Annotated in this window: 19 protein-coding genes and 3 pseudogenes; 6 read left to right on the top strand and 16 right to left on the bottom strand. The window is 37.3% G+C overall.

Annotated features, from left to right (window positions below):
• Positions 1-371 precede the first annotated feature (371 nt).
• Positions 372-890: pseudogene (locus PVK79_RS14295) on the top strand (porin); the annotation flags it as partial.
• Positions 891-954: 64 nt separating this feature from the next.
• On the opposite strand, the gene PVK79_RS14300 reads toward PVK79_RS14295, so the two are convergent.
• Positions 955-1,155 carry a hypothetical protein gene (locus tag PVK79_RS14300; RefSeq protein ID WP_257326035.1) on the bottom strand — a complete coding sequence of 67 codons (201 nt, stop codon included), beginning with the start codon at positions 1,153-1,155 and terminating at the stop codon, positions 955-957.
• 111 nt (positions 1,156-1,266) lie between these two features.
• Here PVK79_RS14300 and PVK79_RS14305 point away from each other — a divergent pair, with 111 nt between their 5' ends.
• A complete protein-coding gene (locus PVK79_RS14305) occupies positions 1,267-1,788 on the top strand; it encodes a TetR/AcrR family transcriptional regulator (protein WP_257326036.1) in 522 nt (173 codons plus the stop codon).
• Positions 1,789-2,224: 436 nt separating this feature from the next.
• Here PVK79_RS14305 and PVK79_RS14310 read toward each other — a convergent pair whose 3' ends face one another.
• The gene (locus PVK79_RS14310) at positions 2,225-2,977 is read right to left on the bottom strand and encodes an alpha/beta hydrolase (protein WP_257326037.1); all 753 of its coding nucleotides are present in this window, start codon (positions 2,975-2,977) and stop codon (positions 2,225-2,227) included.
• Positions 2,978-3,126: 149 nt separating this feature from the next.
• Positions 3,127-3,624 carry a GNAT family N-acetyltransferase gene (locus tag PVK79_RS14315; protein ID WP_257326039.1) on the bottom strand — a complete coding sequence of 166 codons (498 nt, stop codon included), beginning with the start codon at positions 3,622-3,624 and terminating at the stop codon, positions 3,127-3,129.
• Between the two features lie 81 nt (positions 3,625-3,705).
• Here PVK79_RS14315 and PVK79_RS14320 point away from each other — a divergent pair, with 81 nt between their 5' ends.
• Both PVK79_RS14320 and PVK79_RS14325 read left to right on the top strand, forming a co-directional pair.
• A complete protein-coding gene (locus tag PVK79_RS14320; RefSeq protein ID WP_145233335.1) occupies positions 3,706-3,903 on the top strand; it encodes a hypothetical protein in 198 nt (65 codons plus the stop codon).
• A 297-nt stretch (positions 3,904-4,200) separates the two neighbouring features.
• Complete coding sequence (locus PVK79_RS14325) at positions 4,201-5,718, top strand: Calx-beta domain-containing protein (protein ID WP_257326041.1); 1,518 nt, start codon at positions 4,201-4,203, stop codon at positions 5,716-5,718.
• A 1,279-nt stretch (positions 5,719-6,997) separates the two neighbouring features.
• Here the strand turns inward: PVK79_RS14325 and PVK79_RS14330 are convergent.
• Together PVK79_RS14330 and PVK79_RS14335 are read right to left on the bottom strand one after the other, a co-directional pair.
• On the bottom strand, positions 6,998-7,408 hold the full coding sequence (locus tag PVK79_RS14330; RefSeq protein WP_145233331.1) for a hypothetical protein: 411 nt from the start codon (positions 7,406-7,408) through the stop codon (positions 6,998-7,000).
• A 299-nt stretch (positions 7,409-7,707) separates the two neighbouring features.
• A pseudogene (locus tag PVK79_RS14335) lies at positions 7,708-7,920 on the bottom strand (hypothetical protein); the annotation flags it as partial.
• Between the two features lie 322 nt (positions 7,921-8,242).
• Between PVK79_RS14335 and bktB the strand changes: the two are divergent.
• Positions 8,243-9,436, top strand: coding sequence for a beta-ketothiolase BktB (bktB, locus tag PVK79_RS14340; RefSeq protein WP_182759283.1), 1,194 nt, complete (start codon positions 8,243-8,245; stop codon positions 9,434-9,436).
• Between the two features lie 258 nt (positions 9,437-9,694).
• Here bktB and PVK79_RS14345 read toward each other — a convergent pair whose 3' ends face one another.
• The 11 genes and pseudogenes from PVK79_RS14345 to PVK79_RS14390 all read right to left on the bottom strand — a co-directional run bounded on the left by PVK79_RS14345 (position 9,695) and on the right by PVK79_RS14390 (position 17,217).
• Entirely contained in the window at positions 9,695-10,003 is a 309-nt protein-coding gene (locus PVK79_RS14345) for a DUF6419 family natural product biosynthesis protein (protein WP_182779178.1), read from the bottom strand.
• Positions 10,004-10,167: 164 nt separating this feature from the next.
• The gene (locus PVK79_RS14350; RefSeq protein ID WP_257326045.1) at positions 10,168-10,746 is read right to left on the bottom strand and encodes a cold shock domain-containing protein; all 579 of its coding nucleotides are present in this window, start codon (positions 10,744-10,746) and stop codon (positions 10,168-10,170) included.
• A 113-nt stretch (positions 10,747-10,859) separates the two neighbouring features.
• Positions 10,860-11,093, bottom strand: a complete 234-nt coding sequence (locus tag PVK79_RS14355; protein WP_257326047.1) for a hypothetical protein — start codon at positions 11,091-11,093, stop codon at positions 10,860-10,862.
• A gap of 50 nt (positions 11,094-11,143) precedes the next feature.
• Positions 11,144-11,764, bottom strand: coding sequence for an IS110 family transposase (locus PVK79_RS14360; protein WP_257326048.1), 621 nt, complete (start codon positions 11,762-11,764; stop codon positions 11,144-11,146).
• 59 nt (positions 11,765-11,823) lie between these two features.
• Entirely contained in the window at positions 11,824-14,238 is a 2,415-nt protein-coding gene (locus PVK79_RS14365) for a DEAD/DEAH box helicase family protein (protein WP_257326050.1), read from the bottom strand.
• A 227-nt stretch (positions 14,239-14,465) separates the two neighbouring features.
• A pseudogene (locus tag PVK79_RS23575) lies at positions 14,466-14,567 on the bottom strand (transposase); the annotation flags it as partial.
• Positions 14,568-14,861: 294 nt separating this feature from the next.
• The gene (locus PVK79_RS14370) at positions 14,862-15,332 is read right to left on the bottom strand and encodes a DUF4304 domain-containing protein (RefSeq protein ID WP_182732087.1); all 471 of its coding nucleotides are present in this window, start codon (positions 15,330-15,332) and stop codon (positions 14,862-14,864) included.
• Between the two features lie 458 nt (positions 15,333-15,790).
• On the bottom strand, positions 15,791-16,111 hold the full coding sequence (locus tag PVK79_RS14375; protein ID WP_257326052.1) for an SMI1/KNR4 family protein: 321 nt from the start codon (positions 16,109-16,111) through the stop codon (positions 15,791-15,793).
• An 8-nt stretch (positions 16,112-16,119) separates the two neighbouring features.
• Complete coding sequence (locus tag PVK79_RS14380) at positions 16,120-16,464, bottom strand: threonyl-tRNA synthetase (RefSeq protein WP_257326053.1); 345 nt, start codon at positions 16,462-16,464, stop codon at positions 16,120-16,122.
• Complete coding sequence (locus PVK79_RS14385; RefSeq protein ID WP_257326054.1) at positions 16,457-16,789, bottom strand: HNH endonuclease signature motif containing protein; 333 nt, start codon at positions 16,787-16,789, stop codon at positions 16,457-16,459. Before PVK79_RS14385 ends, PVK79_RS14380 begins: the two co-directional genes overlap by 8 nt.
• 122 nt (positions 16,790-16,911) lie before the next feature.
• Complete coding sequence (locus PVK79_RS14390; protein WP_182735900.1) at positions 16,912-17,217, bottom strand: hypothetical protein; 306 nt, start codon at positions 17,215-17,217, stop codon at positions 16,912-16,914.
• A gap of 377 nt (positions 17,218-17,594) precedes the next feature.
• On the opposite strand from PVK79_RS14390, the gene gloA reads away from it, so the two are divergent.
• The gene (gloA, locus tag PVK79_RS14395) at positions 17,595-18,122 is read left to right on the top strand and encodes a lactoylglutathione lyase (RefSeq protein WP_145233310.1); all 528 of its coding nucleotides are present in this window, start codon (positions 17,595-17,597) and stop codon (positions 18,120-18,122) included.
• The last annotated feature ends 73 nt before the right edge of the window (positions 18,123-18,195 follow it).

The raw sequence follows: 18,195 nt of genomic DNA on the forward strand, positions 1-18,195 counted from the left end.
AAACTCAAATCAACCTAAACCCAACGGCTTTGATTGAAACGACCCACTGGCTCAGAGCGGGCGATAGTTTTGGATCTCCCAGGTTCCGTATGATGAATTTCCTCGCATGCATAGGTTCTACGACCCCGAAAGGCATAAAAAATGACTCACCATATTACGCCATAATTTATTATTGGTTTCTGCTTCGCTTAACAGCATCACCGCCTTTAATATTTATTACGTGGCTCAATAGCTAGCCTGCGAGTACCTCCGCTAACACTTCACATCAGAGGTTACCCGCTGCTGCGCATAGCTAAAGGACTGGGCGAGTGGTTAGCCCTTACCCAGAGAGGACTTTCACCCCATATTCAATCACCAGCTTTCCTGGCGTTCTAAGCGACGACTTAAAACTTACTGCCGGGTTTAACCGCGGTGAACTAACCGTAAATTACGCAGCAGGACGTATTCAGTCTGTTAATGATTTTATTTATGGCGCAGGTGTTACTTGGGGTAATTTCAACAATGATGGCCTTTATTTTGCCGCAAATATCAACAAAAATGAAAATCATGATACCGATAACTTAGGCCGTCTGATCAAAGACGCGATTGGGGTAGAGTCATTATTATCTTATAAATTTGATAATGACATTCGTACCTTCATTGCATATAACCTCTATGATGCTGGAACAGATTACGTGATCCAGCCAAATTTTAACGCCGATCCTAATGACAACTTTAAACGTCAATTTACAGTACTTGGCTTTCACTATCTATTCGACGAAGATACGATTTTTTATATTGAAGCACGTAAAGACTTTAGTGATTTTTCAAGTGCCGATAAAGAGCAAGAATATCAAATGGGTCTATCAGAAGATGATGGCATTGCATTTGGTTTTCATTACACATTATAACTAGAACACTTACAGGCTGATTATTTAATCAGCCTGTTTTGCTAATATTAACCACCCGCTGCGATCACACTTTTTTTGCTTTACCTTTAGTTGCAAACGCTTTTGTCAAAGCCAAATAACCTTCCTTAGGTCCTAAAATTATCCATAACATTAAAATTCCCCCCGGTAATAAAATTGCTTTAAGTAATGGTCCTAGCATGTAAGAATAAAAAATAATAAATGGGATAAATAGTCCGTAACCAATAACTTGTCTGATAAAGTTCATATAAGTTCCCTGCTTAAATGAGCGTGCTCACAAATGTAATTGAGCGCAGTCATTTTTTTCAAGTGACTTCATCTGTACTATCACAAGTTTAATATAATCAATTGATATACAATGAATAAAAAAACGCAAACCTATAATAAAATTCTTACCTCGGCTTGGCTGTTATTCTTAGAGCAAGGTTATGCTCATACATCTACACGAGAAATCGCAAAAGCGGCTAATGTGGCCGTTGGTACTGTGTTTAGTCATTTCGAAAATAAAATCGACTTACTAAAAGCAGGAATGCAGCAACAAATAGATACGATCATTCATCAGGCTAGTTTAACTGATCGCCAACATGCAGCAAGGCTTAAGTTACGTCACTATGCCCTACCGTTATTTGAATTTTATTGTAATAACATTGAATTTAGTAAAATATTGATAAGCGATATGATTTGGCAAGCCGATTTTTTTGAACAGCAAATGAGTGAGTTTAAAAAACGGCTGTTCGATGAACAGCAAGAGTTTGACGATATAAAAGCAAGTGTGATGTTAGATTGTTATTTTATGACCATTATTTCAGGGTTAAATGAACCTGCGCCAGAACCTGAAAAAATGCTACGCCAACTCACCAGCAAAATATCTATTCTTTAGCGACAACTTATTTCATGGTGTGTTTCACTTTGGGCATTAAATTTAAGCTTTTAACTTAAAGTAATAGCGATTTTCTATGGTTAAGTGCAAACTCTGTAACTTATCTATTGATAAATTAAACGTCGTTAGTGTGTAAATAAAACTCACCTTCTGAACCCCTACTAATTCGCTGCAATTACCGACTGTTTACTGATACTTTTTGATTTAAGACGTTGTCGTTGTATCAATGAAGATCCCTCCATAGCCAAATAAGCATAACTCTTGTGATACGTTTAATCGAATTACTAACTTTGATTTATCAAGCTCATGATTCTTCTTGATAGCTTTTAGTTGAAAATAACTTTTTATGCAGAGTTATCTTAATTAACAAATATAGTATGATGTGTTCTTTTGTGGTTTATTACTGTCTTATTCTTTAGTTAAGCATATTAGTTTATTAGTGCTCTAAACCTTCATTAATTCTGCTATTCCAAATAATATCATTAGCATATATGTTAAGGCTATTATTAAGACCAGCAAAGGCACTTAACATTAAAGGATGCTCGGCGCTTCCTACTGTTATATAGAGCGACAGCGGTATGTTATCGTCTGTATTGAGGCTTCGTTGCGATAAGAATCGAGTAAACTCTTTTACAACTGTCATGTCGTCGTACCAAGCAGCCGGACTAAATGCAAAATAACCGTTAAACAACCAAGGTTTTGTGCTCATAGTGTATAAAACAAAACTCCCTCCTGCTGAATAACCCGACAAAACACGATTATTATCTAGCTTATAATGTGATTCTAAATACGGTAATAACTCACCTTCAATAAAAGCCAAAAATTGATCTGCTTTACCGAACAGTTCCGGTGAATTTTCACTTGGTGGTCTTGCTTGGGTATTCACATCTTGGCGTGCATACGGTGGGACTAAATCACGATTTCTAGTAAAGGTCCAAAATTGATTGGGGATCGATACCAAAATTGTATCCTGCTGCGCTGGTAGCTCAGCCATCACTGAATCCCACTGCGTAAGATTAAAGTTACCGTCGGTTCTAATGATCAAGGAGTAGCGTTTATTTGGCTCAAAATTGCTAGGTAAACGAATAAACACTTTCCTATTTTCATCCAATACCTGCGAATAAATTGTGATGTCTTTAAAATTTGACGTGTAATGCGCGTTGTATTTATAAATGACCAAATAGTGCATGCAATGAAGGCGGCTATACTCAATAGAATTATGATTGCAGTGCGATTAAGTTTTTTTAATAGCAGCATAGCTTTCAGGTAAAGATTGTTTTAAAAACAATACCCTTTCTGTATTTTTAATTAAACTACCGTTATGTAACAAAGTATGATTTACAGTTGATACGCCCATTGTTCACTCGCTACATGAGTGAATTTAAAACGGCGAAGTAATTGCTGGCTTTGGGTGTTTTCTACCGCCACTTTAGCCTTTAAATTAGTAATGTTCAACTCATTGCCTAACAGCTTAACAACGGCTTTTATATTTGTTAGCATGAATGCTAATGCTTCAGACATATACCCATTCCCCCAATGATTTGGTGACAACTCAAAACCTAACCAAGCAGTATCTTCTTCAATATCATATAAACCAATGCAGCCAATCAAGGTCGACGTATTTAGTAAGTAGATTCCAAAGCGCAGCGTATTTCCTTCATACATGCCAGTAATATCATCTTGGATCAGTTGTTTTACGTCATCACGCGTAAGTGGCACTGCATAGTCATTAAACTGAGCAACTAACGGCTCAGACAAAATAGCCCACAACGCACTACAGTCCCTATGCTTAATTGGCTTTAATGTGATTCGACTTAGTGCAAACTCATTGTTCATAAATAAAATTAAATTACGGCTTTAAAGCCCGCTATTATTCCCTTAAGATACCCGCCATACAAGTTAATAACTGAGCTAATTATGAATGACGAATTTAAAGTAATACAACCTACAACCACAGTGTATTGCCCAAAGCGCGGTGAAGGTTGGACCCTTACAGGTATTACTAGCATTAATGAATTTACATCTGTTATGTTTGATGGTGTGCGTTATACGTTACCTGCACGTGAAATCATTGAACAGTTATTACCTAACCAGCTTGCTCGTGAACAAAAATAGCCACAACTTAAAATTCCCCGTTAAAGATACAAAATAAAGCCTTTAGTATTATAAAACACCTCAATTTAGCCAGCATTTCGTGTATAAATGCCAACCGTTCGTTAAGATATGTTGCTTTTGTAATCAACCATTAGGATAATTGTACAATACTTTGAGGTTAATAACGGATGCGCTCGGCTTATAGGAATTAAGCAATACAATTTTGGGAACAAGGATAGGCAGCTATAAACCAAATTGTAATTACCTCAGACTAACTATAGCTGTAACAATGGATCCTCGTTAAAAGGCCTACTCTAAATGAAAACAACACTAAAAATTACAACCCTGTCTGTTGCTATCCTTTCATCTTTGCAAGTTGCGCATGCAAACCAATGTAACGGTCAACTTTATGGTATTAATGCTGGACGCGGTGACACCGGTATTATATTTAAACTAGACGAATATACACAACAAACTCAAGCACATTCTAGAGCTAAATACAGCTCTTCAGCGCTTGCTCATATTCCGGAAACAAATCGCTTGTATTACATCTCAGCACCTCGCCCTATTGAATATCAAGTAGATGTTGAGCACTTAGGTTTTAATTCAACAGAGCTCAAATCTCTACCTATTAGTGGCAGTAAGTTTAAGTACATCAAATTGGCCTATGTTGATTTAGATACAAACGAACATGTTGAAGTTGGCAGAACAAGTAACATGTATCGTTTAGTGTATGACCAACAAAATAATCGCTTACTTGGATCATATAAAGATAAGCTATACGCGATCGATCCTGAAACTAGCGAAACAACTTTACTTGGAAATATTACAGGCCTTGAAAATGACCAAGGTATCTGGCGTGGTGACATGGTATTTAAAAATGGTGAATTAATCTTAGTCACCAGTACAAGTTTATATACTGTGAATGTGCAGGAACTTACGGCAACAAAATTATCTGATCACAACTTAACGACTGTCACAGGCGCTGCACTTAACCAGCAAGGTGATATTGTATTAAGCCGAACTATTTTAACTGATCTAGGCCATTCTAATAAATCTGAGTTGTACAAAGTAAATAAAAACACTGGTAATACCTGCCATGTTGCAGATTTTCCAGTACGTTTAAATGATTTAGCAACTAATTTTAACGAATCAGTTGTATGCTACGATGCACCAGTTTGCACCGTGTCAGATATTCCAAGCTTTACTATTGTACCGATTGTTGATTCAGTAGACGAAGGTAGCGCATTATCTTATAAACTAGAGCTAAGCAATAGTTATGAACAAGATAGTGATATTTATGTATCGACTACAGCAGGAACAGCAACAAGTAGCGACTACAGTTTCTCTGATCAAGTCATTACTATTGCGGCAGGTGAAACAACTGCTTCATTTACAATCCCAACAATTGATAACGATGACTATAGTGAAACTAAAACCTTTACCGTCAATGCCATTGCTCAGCTTAATGTAACTGGTTCAAGTTCTCTACCAGCGTCTATCTTAAATGATGATGCTCAGTGTATTGCCGAGAATTACACACGGATCAGTTACTCTTTTATCTCTGAAAATTCTGGTTATAATAATGATTGGGGTATTAAGGTTAATAATCAATATATTAAATTGTTAGATGAGCATGGAGCATCAGGTTATTACGACGTTAAAGCCAGTGATTCAATCGTTTACGTACTTTCCGTGAACGGTAATGCAAACAATCTTAAAACAGCCTATAAAGCCAGTGGTACTAAGCAATATTGGGAAGATCAAAACGACAGAGACTACAATGACTTCGTCGTAAATGTCACAACACAACCAATTCAAAAAGGCTGTAATTAATCTGAACTTAGGATAATAAATCCCTTACCCAAGGTTCAGGTAATTCATAACTTTCCTGTTTATCATTATCAAATTTACCCCACAAAAAAAGCCAGCATCGCTGGCTTTTTAACGTCTAAATTGAAAATTAACGTAACGCGTTAATTCGACCATAAAGTGGTGGGGGTGAAGACAATAACTCAGCCATACCTTATACCAATCGACTTAAATATTTAACCATTCTAGCGGGCTAAATAAAGTGCTGACTGCGTTAGTGATTTTTTATGTACGACTGCATGGATGCAGGAGGTAGAGCAATGCAGGAGCAATTGCCGAGAACAACTACATGTCAAAATTCCTGCCTTGTTATCACTGTATTTATCTGTCGCTATAAATGGTCAGTAACTTAACACGACTAGTATTAACCACTAGCAATACCCACCATAACAATAAAATAGACACCCACTTTTAATAATCTCAGACTAAACATGATTTTTATCTGGTAATTTTACTGTGTCCCCTAACATGCTCTCAATTTATCATGCAAATAAACAACTCATGATAAAAAACCTAAATAACAAACACACTAAAAAGTGCATTATTGCAATGCGCAGCTTTTTGTTTGGTTGACGTTTTAAGCAAGTAGCTTTTCTATATTATGAACAAGACAATAAAGTTGCCGCATAATGCAATGAAAGCATTACTTTCGTTTTTCCGTGTAAGGTCAATTTATTCATGCATTTTTAACTGTAATATTGCACAGTTTACTTACAAGCAAACAGGCTCAATAAAGCCTAACCTTTTACCATCCCTTAAATAAAAAGCTGTCATCGCCCTATTGAGCTGTCTTTTTGAGCTTCATTCTGTCGATGTAACTTACTTGCAGTCTTCCAACGCTTATCGACTAACCGTGGGTTTAGAACACAGGATCCCCCGTATAGTAATAATGTGTTACAGGCGACAGTGGTGTTTTTATAAAAATAGTACGCACTAATTAGATACGCAGTTTAATCAAGTTGAAGGTTAGTGATCGACTCGCCATATCCATACAGTGTGGTATCACCAATACCAAAAGTAGGCGCTTGAAAGCGAAAGCTCTTGTCAAAGCTCAAAAAAATAGGCATTAACATTGCGCTAGGCAATGACTATTTAGCGTCACAAGGTTTAGTGTCATTGAGAGATATTTGGATCAATATTCATGAGGGGAGATGAGCCGCCCATTGAACTTGCTGTTAATAAAAAGCGCATGATGAGCGGTCTGGGGCTTGATGTTAGAGACCCCCGGCTATCCGATTTACTCTCACTCTTTAATCAACACCCATCGCGCGGTTTTAACCCACTTTTTTAAACAGGCAATTTCTTCCATACAGCGTAGTTCATTTAAAACCGACAAATACTGCTCTTCATTTGACGTATACATAACAAATGCATCACCTTCGCTATCAAATTGAACAGATGCAAAATGTGTATTTGCTCTCACAACTTGCTCTATAGATGGGCCATTGCCGCTAAAACCGTAGGCATTAAACAACTCTGTGAATGATCGCTTATCATCCTTTAAATCAATTTCCACAGGGATCGTAATTGAAAAATAGGTCTCATCAGAATATATGATTGGAGGATAATATTCTGTAATGTCAGGGTTAGCCAGTGGACGAATCCAATAGAACACGAACAATACGAGTAAAATGCAAACTACAATTATTTTCAAAATTTTCATCCTTGAGAACTAACGCTGAGTTTTACGACAATTTTGATGCCGCGAAGCGGTGTAACAAGTAAAAATGACACCCCTATTTTAAAATCACCTAAAAATAGCATCAAATAAGTTCAGATCAAATCAATTTACCGCCTAAAACTCATTCAAAATTACATTTACAATTATCTTGGGAAGCTTTTATTCTACAAATCCAAAATTACTGACATGCAAACCCTTGCCTTGGGGCAATATTTGACGTTTTAGCTGGGTATAAGTACTGGCCAGTAGTTTTTCGCTGTTGTTAACGTTGCTACATTTTGCTGGTTATTCATTACGGCGTTAGCACATATATAAATACAAAATGTCTTTGCGACTAAAGCAAGTAACTTGCCTTTCCCCCCTCTGCGATGTTCATAAGACTTTCCTGTAAAGCAGTCTTCACCACATAAAAATGCTCGGCGAACACAACGTGAAATACAGTGATAATACTTTGTAGCGGCACCGTGATTATTTTTCACACTAATTAAAACTTAGTATTTAGCTTTGTAAAATGCAAAAATTAAGGTGAGTGTCTTACTTATTTATTATTTATAAATTAAACATTGGGTTATCGTTAAAATGAGAGCCCAACTAAATAAATTATTTTAAAATCTAGAAAAAGCCATATTACTTATCTATATGTTCAAATAAATTGATAGGCTTTATTAACAAACAGGATACGGCTGTTACTTTTGTTTATTGCTTAATTGTGTTTTGATGAATTACCTAAAATTTAGATCCCTTTGGTTCTTAAGTAGCTTCATTTATAACAAAGCGAATAAAGTTTAAAAATAAGAAGAGAAAATAATGACAAAACTTAATAACAATAGCGTAGTTATATTAAGCGCAGTTCGTACCGCTATCGGCAGCTTTGGTGGCAGCCTTAAACATTTCACGCCCGCCGAGCTAGGCACTCTATGTGCGAAAGAAGCACTAGCCAGAGCCAAGCTATCACCCAACCAAGTTGGCTCCACTGTAGTCGGTAAAGTAATTCATAACGGCCCTAAAGACGCATACCTTTCAAGAGTCATTGGGCTAGATGCGGGGTTACCTATTAGTAGTCACGCAGTAACTCTCAACCGATTATGTGGCTCTGGTCTTGAAGCCATTATACAAGCAGTACAACAAATACAATTAGGTGATGTAGACGCAGCCCTTGCTGGCGGAGCTGAAAGCATGAGTAACTCAGCTTATACCCTCGAAAGTAATCGCTGGGGGCAAAAAATGGGCAATAGCATCATGCAAGATGAACTCACCTCCACATTACAAGACCCATGGGATAATAACCCAATGGGAATAACCGCTGAAAACATTGCAGATAAATACACTATTAGCCGCGACCAGCAAGACGCTTACGCAGCTCAAAGTCATCACAAAGCAGCAAAAGCGATTGCTGCAGGCCATTTTAAACAGCAAATACTCCCTATTGAAATCAAATCAAAAAGTGGCAGCCATATTTTTGATACTGACGAACACGTGCGAGCCGATACCACAACCGAGAAGCTCGCTACCTTAAAGCCCTACTTTAAAAAAGATGGAACCGTTACCGCAGCAAACTCATCAGGTATAAACGATGGCGCAGCCATGTTGGTACTCATGTCTGAGCAAAAAGCGAATGAGCAAGGCTTAAAACCTCTTGGTCGATTAATAGGTTATGCCAGAGCGGGCGTTGATCCCTCGTTAATGGGCACCGGCCCAATTCCTGCGGTAAAACACGTATTTGAAAAAACAGGCTTAACCATTGATGATATGGATGTAATTGAGTCTAACGAAGCCTTTGCAGTACAAGCTCTGTGCGTTGCCAACGAGTTAAATTTCCCAGCGCATAAGGTAAACCCGAATGGCGGTGCTATTGCCTTAGGCCACCCTGTTGGCGCAACAGGCGCAATTTTATCAACTAAATGCTTGTATGAACTTAAACGAATTAATGGCAAATATGGGCTAGTAACAATGTGTATTGGCGGTGGGCAAGGCATTGCAGCCATTTTTGAAGCGCTTTGATTCTAAGTTTGTAACAACTATTTGATACCACATTAGGTTTAAACATAAGAGCTTTATTCACAAGGAGAACTAAGGGACGCTTTGCTGTTAGAGGAAACAAACAATGTGAAAGGCTATTTTTCTTCTCGTTTGCTCCTCTTTCATTTTTCTTTGTGCAAATAGCTCTTTAAAGGCTTTTTTCACAAAGGGAGCAAAGCGCTGCTACACCTTATAGGTTAATAACAAACGCTTTACTTCAAACCTCAGCAAGCCATTCGTCTACAAAACGTGTTTTAAAGTTAACTTTCTTAAGCCTAATAAAACACCGCCAAATGATATTGAAAATAATATCGGTAAAAACAGTAATGCATCGGTGTTGTCTATGTCAGTAGCTGGGCTACCAATAACCGCCAGCGTATTAATTAACAACAATATCAAACTTGATTGCAGGTAGCCCTTGTAACCAATAGCTCCTGCAAACAACAGCATAATAAATGATCCTGATATCGCAGGCGTAAAAGGTGCGGCGGCGAGTAACATGCAAACAAACGAAAATATAACAGCACAACCAATTATTATTTTAAACATAACATCCTCCATGGTGTTTAACAGTTAATTCAATATAGCTTAACTTAAAGCTCCTTATCGTGCCTTTATTCCACCAGCTATTTATAGCTGTATTATCAAAAATCGTATTCCACCTAACAGGTTTCAACCAAATTTTTGGTTTATCAATAACCCCAATATAAAAACTACCTATTCCCAAACTGCCGTTCACAGGGCTCGCCATCTCTATCACCGTCCATTTTGGTATTGGGGCAATGTTGAATAAAAAATAACGCCTCTGCATAGGAGGTCATTTGGCTACAATGTTGGCGGCCATCACAACGAAATGTTGGTGGTGTTTTAGTAGGTGAGTTTGAACTAGCGGGCATAAATGACTCTAAGTTAGCATTAGTCACTACTGGTGTTTGCTTGGTATTTAAAAAACCGGTTTTATACACACTAAAACCAATACTAAAAATAATGGCAAGCGTTATAAATTTCATTAACGGTGAGTTTTTACGTGACGTTTTGCTTATTTTAATCGGCTTTGTTGAAGCCTTTATTTGTGGTTGTGCTAATACGCCCTCAATACGGCAATTTACAGCTTTGGTTTTACCGTTAGACTCAGTTGCAACCTCAAAATAGATAATATCACCCACTTTAGGTTTGCGGCTCATATGTTTGAGTGACGATATGTGTATAAAGGTATCATGTTGCAGTGTAGTTGATTTAATAAAGCCAAAGCCTTTATCGTCATTCCACGATTTTAATAATCCTTTGTTCATCCTTCAATCGTCCATTTAATAACTGTTAATTTTACACCCGTTTTAAAAGAGGCTTAAAACCAAACAAACCTTGGCGAGCCCACCAACAACCTCACTTTTCCATATTAACTAACTCATTTTGCAAAAAAGCGTATTTTTGCTTCTTTTAATGTGCTTAAAAATACAGAAAACGCACAAATCCCGCCACACATTAACGCTATTTCAAAGCTAGATAGCGAAGAAAAACTAAATTGCTGAGAATACATGTACTGCCCTAATAACTGTGCAAAGGTAGCTACACCTAAAATAATTAAAAATGGGCACACAACTAGCGTAAACCAAAACCAAATACGTTTAATACCTTTCATAAAAAATCCTTTTATTTTAAATTTAACTTAGAGATTAATTAGCTTATAAGCTACCAGCATTTTAAAAGCAGCTTATAAGGTTGCCACATGAGTTTGATGTCTGAAGTCAAGATTTGACCCCATTTGGTTCTTCGGTTGTTGTTGACAAATGCATCACAAAACCCATTTTCGGCATTTTCTAATGCATCTTGAATAGTACCGACAAACTGACATATTGAGCGACCACTGCTTATATTAAATTCACGTAGTAAACCAGAGAGTTGATTTTTAAGCGCTACTTTTTGTTTAACACTGTGCTCTCTCAATTTAAGCATTGATTGCGCTTGCTGTTCATTAATTGATTTTGCAGTAATAAAGTGAACATCTGGTAACAACGATGCTTGTAAAACAGCCAAAGCATCATTTTTATCTGTTTTTTGACTTTGACGAACAGACATGACTAATCGTGCAGATATTAATAAGGAATTATGACCAAGTGAAGTTGCAAATTGATGCCAATAATTGGCACTCGCACAGGCTTCAAAAATAATCGTTGAAGGACTAAGCGACGCCAAGTACTCACTAAATTGTTGCAGTGTCATCTCATTATTTGAGTGCACTTTATTATTTGTAGAACTACAAACTTGTATTAATTTATGAGCTAAATCGACACCTATTCTTAACTTATTCATACTTGAACTCCGAAAATAATTTCTACTTCAGTGTAGAGGTTGGGAGTCCAATTATCTTGTTAGGTTCTACTTTGCAAGTTAGTACGAATTTGTTCAAAGTCATTAAAGCCTTCTAAGTCCAAATTGAATGCACCAGGTATGCTTTCACCTTCTAACCTATTTTTATTCCCCCCCATCCTTTGTTTTAGGTAACTAATATGAGGCTCGAACTTAGTACTATCACTTGATACCAATTGATATATCGGATGAAGATCCAATATATTATCCTCCTGATCAATCAGCACAATGTGATTTCTATCTGCAGGAGTTAATTCAATACCTTCAGCTAATACTTGTTCATCTATCAGTGGAACAACACCAGCATAAACCTCCATCCTTCTAATTAAATCACTATTGTTATAATAAAACGAAGAAATTCTAACCATTTGGTATTTTTCTAAAAAAGATAGCTTTTCTAGCATCCCCTCTACTATAGGAAGAAAGCGTTCCAGCACTCTTTTTTGTTGGTGTTCTGATGCTGTTGCTGTGTGCGCAGCTTGGTTTCGCAGGTCATTTTTTAACTTTATAGCATCCGGCACACTAAAGCCTTCAATTAGCTCCGGTATGAATAGTTCAGATTTATCATGTTTTTTGGCACTATCCTGAATTGATTCTATAAAGGATAATCGGTCTGCCATAGAGAAGTCATTATAAGCAGCTCTAGACTTCCTGTTTTCTACATAATATTTGGATACGTCTAATCTACGACATGCATCTGCTAGTAAAATATTGTACGTAAAAAAGCATACTGACTCATAAATATCAGTCAGGCGCATTACTTGCTCATATATGTTAAACCTTGCATTAACAAATCGCTGATATGGAATTGCAATTGGCATAGGGAATGATGACAGTACCCTGTCTTCTAAAGACTTAGGGACTAAAATTGAAGCCAGCTTTTCTAAACGTCTTCCTGCGACTTCAAGCTGAGACTCTTCAACTCCATCAGGAGAAGAATAGCTACGCTCAACATCTTCCAATAAAGGAAGGATATTTTCCTTAATCTCTTGAATTGTTTTTCTTGCTGCGCTTAATTGAAGGCCAACATCGTCACTTGCTTCTCCGGTAGGTATAAAAATACCAATTTCTTGTAATTGCTTTACAGAAAAACTCTTTTGTATTGTGGAACCAAAATTTGTATAAAGGGCAAGAGCCCTTTTTCCTATGTCGGAATTCAAAAAGTTGTAAACATCTAGCGGTGATATCGAAGTATCTGTAACTCTTATAAGCACTATTGATTGTGGCAATAAAATATACTCTTTGTCACAATCATCGATAATCACCAATGTAGGCTGGCTATGGAACATGCGAGAAAGAAGTATGTCTCCAGCAAATACTTTTACTAGCCCTTTTTCACTTTCTGATACATCAACCTTATGAATATTACTCAAATTAAAAGGATTGGATAAATCAGAAATTTTTAATACTCGAGCACTTTTATCTTGCTTAGAAGTATCTCCCGAGTTTTTCGTATACCTACCTACTCTTAACTCTGCAATCTCACCTAATTTTACTGTTTCGAAACCATTTGGGGGAGTAAGCACCTCTTCTTGAATCACGTTTGTTAAAGAGTATCTATAAACCGGCTTACCAAAGAACTTATCTATTTCAGTATTAGGAGTGCTTGAAAAATATATTAATGTACTATTTGAGAATCGTTCAAAAATTTCTCGACTACCATTTTCCCTGTGCATTTCTTCAAAAAAGACATATCTAGGATTAACATTTTTATTATTTAAATTGGAGTCATTAGCACTTGCCAATAATAATCTACCAGAGGGAGCGGCAGACTTTATTACATCTAAATCTTCCGTGGAAAGTCCAATTTTTTCGCAACTTTTAGAAAATTGATTTTTCAAAACACTTCTATCAAATATGACTAAAATTATGTCATTTGATTTATCTGCCAATATCTTTGAGATAATTTTCATTTGAGTGAGGTGTTTACCACTTCCAGTAGACATAGCTACAGATATTCGTTTTGAACCTTCGTTTATAGACTTAAACACTGATGATATTGCTTGCATCTGGTGGAGATTTTTAATTTTTGGAAGCTTACTTTCAGGAATTAGGTTGTTCAGGTTAGAACTCAAAGTCTGCTTATTTGGAAATGTCTCAATTTCTTCAAGCGAATCCTTTTTGGTATTTACCTGATATAGCTTATTTTCTATAACGGCAAAACTATATTGCGTATTAATTTTTGAGCGATATTTTTCTACTTGATCTTTTACATTTTCCAAGCCGTTAGCGCTTGACTTAACTTCTAGAATCGCAACTGGAATGGAGTCAATGGCTAAAACATAATCTGGCCTATAAATCTGGCCATCACTATGAAAGACAGGCTCGCGTATAATGTCATCAAGTTCCCAGCCTGAATTTTTAAGCATAGGCTCAACGAAAGAAGTCCTTAGGTCTGCCTCAGATACTCTCTTCATTAATTCTCCGTATAGTTGATTGGAACCTAACGAGGCTGTAGAATTACTCGTTTTTAATTTATTTTTATTGATGCATTAACCATAGCTGAGTTCCTATTTTGATTCAATCGGTTACTTCGATTTTACGTAAAATATAAAAAGAGGATTTACTGTTGCTTTAATGGGCGTTTTGGAAGGTATGACAGGTGTTTAAGTGGCTTATTTGGAGAGGTAGCAGCTTACCTTTATTAATGCATAGTGTTTTGCAGCTTTTCTATATTATGAACTAAGCAATACAGTTGCCATTGGGCATTCACTTTCGTTTGACCGCGTAAGGTCAATTTATTCAGCAAAATTGATCGGAATGAATTGATTTTGGCAAGATAAGTCAGGCTTGACTCCTTACCTAATGAAAGAGCCATAACAATTTACCGTGGGTGAATAATATCTATTAGATCACAGTAACCAACTCGATTCAAGGTTAAAAAACAATCAAGTGAAATGTGTAGAACCAGTTCCTAAAAAGAGTAATTCTACAGCCTCAACGCCCGCTTAAATTGCGTAAAAAGCTGGCTTTGGTTTTTGCTCCGCAAAAAATATGAGCGCTTTTGGAGTCAAATTTAAAGCCCTTGTAGTTATATGTATTAAGCACAAAGCTTAATTGCTATCTCTTTACCGTTATTCCAGTACATATGAGGCCTAATTTTGTCAGAATTTAAAATATCAGTAACGCTATTATACTGATTAAAAAATGGAATAAGTTTAGAGGCTATAAGATTTGTTAATCTTGTAATTTTAGCTTCTGTATTTAGGCCTGACTCAAAATCAGACAGCCTATAAAAATCTCTAATTTCTTCATCAGAACTTAACAGCTGCTCAAATCGAAAGCGTAAATGGCAATCTAGTTCTTTTGGGTAGTCTACTTCTTTTGTTGCTTGAAAATAGATACCAACATTAAAGTAAACACAACCGCTGTTCCGAGAACATTGGATGTTGAACCACTTTGCTAATTCACCCTCAGCACAAGCCCAAGAAGCCCCTTTCTTTTTAAATCCAAAAGCTTTGAATTGAGCTTTTAATGCTTCTTGAAGTTTTTTACTTATAATCGACGACATATAGTACAACCTCAAAAATACATATAACGCCGCCAGCAGCGGCCGAGTGAAACGAGGTCCAGCGACCGTAGGGAGCGATGCTGGCTGGCCTTGTTATGAGCTTTTGCTAGTGCCACAACAAATTATTCTTATAGTTCACAGGAGGTTTTCCATCAGTAGTTAACCCTAAGTAGTAATAAAAACTCACCATTTTACCGCCAATGTCGGCGGAACCAACAAAATACCAATGATCTGTATAAGACACTAAACCGAAGTGTGAGCTATGAGAAGCCTCTGAAACTTTAATTTCAGCCCCCTTTAGAAGGGACGCAACATCCATTCCGCGAGGACAGGATTTGAAACCATGGTTTCTTAAAAAAGAGTAATTCTACAGCCTCAACGCCTGGGCTAAGCCGCCGGTGCGGAGCGCAGCGTAGTACCGGTCGGCTTGCGCCCCTTGTTAAATGGCTGATGGAACTTCATTTTTCCATGTACCCCTTGAATTCTTGAAGGCTGCTAGCAATTTTAATTGCAGCGTCTGGGGCCATGCCGATTGTTGGCATGTAGAAAACCTCGCCTATTTCGTTGACGACCAACAATTCACCACCGCCATTACCACCAAACGTTAGAAACCCAGGTGCATATTGCGAAAGCTGGTAATCACGATTGAATTCTTCAATTTCTTCAGGCCGCCACAGAACATACCATTCAGGCTCCACCGATAGCTCTCCTTCGATGAATCCTTCATCAATCCATGATCTCAATACTGCTTTAATCGATTGGATATTCATACTTGCCATTTAACGCCTCAAGAAGCGGCGCGATTTTCAGCGTCCGCCTTACTTGACTTGTTAGAGTTATTCTCAGCTTTTCTGAAGGTTAAATCGTTGTATGCCGACTGAACTGATACAACCAAAACAGCTAACCCAGAAATTAATATGTATAAATCTATGTTTGTTAGATACTGTTTTAACTCGATAAAAAATGTACTCAAAATTAGCAATCCCCCACACACTATACCGCTAGCTTGGAGGATGGAGTTAACCATAACTTGGTGATTGAATTTGGTTTTAGATGAATGGCAGTTATATGCATAAATTGCTACAAATATAAGCCCTAAAATTGCAGAAGGTATAAAGATGACTTTATCCATCGATATTCTCCTTCTTGCTTTTATTTGCCGAGTCGCCCATAAACAACCCAACTAGCCCACCTATGATGGCACCAGCTGGACCAGCTAGTGATGCGCCTAAAATAGCTCCACCAATACCCGCACCTGCTAGCCTATTGTTTTCACTCGTATGTAACTCTTTATGACAGTTGGCACATAACAACGAAAGATTTTTGAAGTCATGAGAACCGCCCCCACTCATTGGCTTAATATGTGTAAGCTCCAAGTGCTTTGGATCCAATGCCTTACCACACATTGAACAATGGCTTCCATTCTTTGCTAATAATTGTTTTTTCTTATCGTCCATTACTCACCTTTGTTCATGGATAACTCTAACGCTTACAATAACGGGAAAAACCGAGCGCTTTGCAACGAAGTTGCAGCGAGGCTTTTTCCCAATGAGCGAAGCGAATGATGTTTATTGTTTTGTTAGTGTTCATTGTCAGATTCAACCGTTTCAAACTCAATGCCACCGACACGCTTTGCAATAAAATTGTACCCGAAACACATGAGTCTATTCATTATGTAAAACATAAAACCGTATAGTAATGGTGCTAATGCAAAAATTAAAAACGGAAAATTAGGAATGCTTTCTCCAGTGCTTGTTTTCATTTCTGGAGCGACGAAAAAACCAATGACTCCCATTATGGAAAAAGGAATTGTGAATAGTGCGAACGCTAAAGCAATAACTTTACTAGTTTGGTGCGATGAGAAAGATTTTATCTGGACTTTCATTTTTCCTCCATGAACACTAACAGCTTATTGAACACCACTTTGGGGGTTTATAACACCCCAAAACGGCGTATATTACATTGCTTAATAATTCCACTAAACAGCTTCAATGTAAACAAGTAATTACGTAGGTGGTAAAACACCCCTTGCTAAAATACACCAAAACGACTTTTAATAATGTTATTGGACAAAACACCAAACACTGTATAAATAAACAGTATCGATAAATATGCCATTTTTCGCTTATAAAACACTCAACTCACTGGTTGGTAATTTAGCTAGGTGGTTTTATTTTTTGCTGCTGTTGATTATGATGAGCGCACACCCTGCCTTTTTAAATCCATTAAGGTTTTTTCAGTCATTTTATTAAGGATTATCTCATGTCTAGCTATAATGAATCTCCAGAGCAAATTGCACAGGCCACTGAAGGCTATGTGATGCAGCAAACTATGTTGCGTATTAAAGATCCAAAACCGTCGCTGGCATTTTATGAAAACGTATTGGGCATGAAACTATTAGGAAAGTATGACTTTCCTGGTATGGAGTTTACTTTGTACTTTTTAGGCTACGAACAAGACATGCCAAAGGGTGATGATAAAGAAAAAACCCAGTGGGTGTTTCGCCGCCCTGCACTCATTGAGCTTACCCATAACTGGGGCACTGAAAACGACGACAGCTTTAGCGGTTATCATAGTGGTAATGAAGAACCAAAAGGGTTTGGCCATATTGGTATTAGTGTGCCTGATGTATATGCAGCGTGCGAGCGCTTTGCTAAGTACGATGTGGAGTTTGTAAAACAGCCAGATGGCGGCTCAATGAAAGGCCTTGCCTTTATTAAAGACCCAGACGGTTACTGGATTGAAATACTCTCGCCGGAGGGCATTACTGAGATTATTCAATCGCAATAAAAAAGATTAGATATAAAAAAGCCTGCAAATGCAGGCTTTTTGTTTACAAGTACTGTGAAAAACTTGAATTTTT

Origin of the sequence: Pseudoalteromonas rhizosphaerae (assembly GCF_028885455.1) — a bacterium.
In the GTDB taxonomy this organism is placed as follows: Bacteria; Pseudomonadota; Gammaproteobacteria; order Enterobacterales; family Alteromonadaceae; genus Pseudoalteromonas; species Pseudoalteromonas rhizosphaerae.

What these genes read in the sequence shown, in the direction of transcription:
- PVK79_RS14305 (WP_257326036.1), top strand. Translation starts at nt 1,267, where the DNA reads ATGAATAAAAAAACGCAAACCTATAATAAAATTCTTACCTCGGCTTGG.
- PVK79_RS14310 (WP_257326037.1), bottom strand. Translation starts at nt 2,977, where the DNA reads ATGCACTATTTGGTCATTTATAAATACAACGCGCATTACACGTCAAAT.
- PVK79_RS14300 (WP_257326035.1), bottom strand. Translation starts at nt 1,155, where the DNA reads ATGAACTTTATCAGACAAGTTATTGGTTACGGACTATTTATCCCATTT.
- PVK79_RS14320 (WP_145233335.1), top strand. Translation starts at nt 3,706, where the DNA reads ATGAATGACGAATTTAAAGTAATACAACCTACAACCACAGTGTATTGC.
- PVK79_RS14355 (WP_257326047.1), bottom strand. Translation starts at nt 11,093, where the DNA reads ATGAAAGGTATTAAACGTATTTGGTTTTGGTTTACGCTAGTTGTGTGC.
- PVK79_RS14325 (WP_257326041.1), top strand. Translation starts at nt 4,201, where the DNA reads ATGAAAACAACACTAAAAATTACAACCCTGTCTGTTGCTATCCTTTCA.
- PVK79_RS14375 (WP_257326052.1), bottom strand. Translation starts at nt 16,111, where the DNA reads ATGGCAAGTATGAATATCCAATCGATTAAAGCAGTATTGAGATCATGG.
- gloA (WP_145233310.1), top strand. Translation starts at nt 17,595, where the DNA reads ATGTCTAGCTATAATGAATCTCCAGAGCAAATTGCACAGGCCACTGAA.
- PVK79_RS14315 (WP_257326039.1), bottom strand. Translation starts at nt 3,624, where the DNA reads ATGAACAATGAGTTTGCACTAAGTCGAATCACATTAAAGCCAATTAAG.
- PVK79_RS14380 (WP_257326053.1), bottom strand. Translation starts at nt 16,464, where the DNA reads ATGGATAAAGTCATCTTTATACCTTCTGCAATTTTAGGGCTTATATTT.
- PVK79_RS14370 (WP_182732087.1), bottom strand. Translation starts at nt 15,332, where the DNA reads ATGTCGTCGATTATAAGTAAAAAACTTCAAGAAGCATTAAAAGCTCAA.
- PVK79_RS14385 (WP_257326054.1), bottom strand. Translation starts at nt 16,789, where the DNA reads ATGGACGATAAGAAAAAACAATTATTAGCAAAGAATGGAAGCCATTGT.
- bktB (WP_182759283.1), top strand. Translation starts at nt 8,243, where the DNA reads ATGACAAAACTTAATAACAATAGCGTAGTTATATTAAGCGCAGTTCGT.
- PVK79_RS14360 (WP_257326048.1), bottom strand. Translation starts at nt 11,764, where the DNA reads ATGAATAAGTTAAGAATAGGTGTCGATTTAGCTCATAAATTAATACAA.
- PVK79_RS14365 (WP_257326050.1), bottom strand. Translation starts at nt 14,238, where the DNA reads ATGAAGAGAGTATCTGAGGCAGACCTAAGGACTTCTTTCGTTGAGCCT.
- PVK79_RS14390 (WP_182735900.1), bottom strand. Translation starts at nt 17,217, where the DNA reads ATGAAAGTCCAGATAAAATCTTTCTCATCGCACCAAACTAGTAAAGTT.
- PVK79_RS14345 (WP_182779178.1), bottom strand. Translation starts at nt 10,003, where the DNA reads ATGTTTAAAATAATAATTGGTTGTGCTGTTATATTTTCGTTTGTTTGC.
- PVK79_RS14350 (WP_257326045.1), bottom strand. Translation starts at nt 10,746, where the DNA reads ATGAACAAAGGATTATTAAAATCGTGGAATGACGATAAAGGCTTTGGC.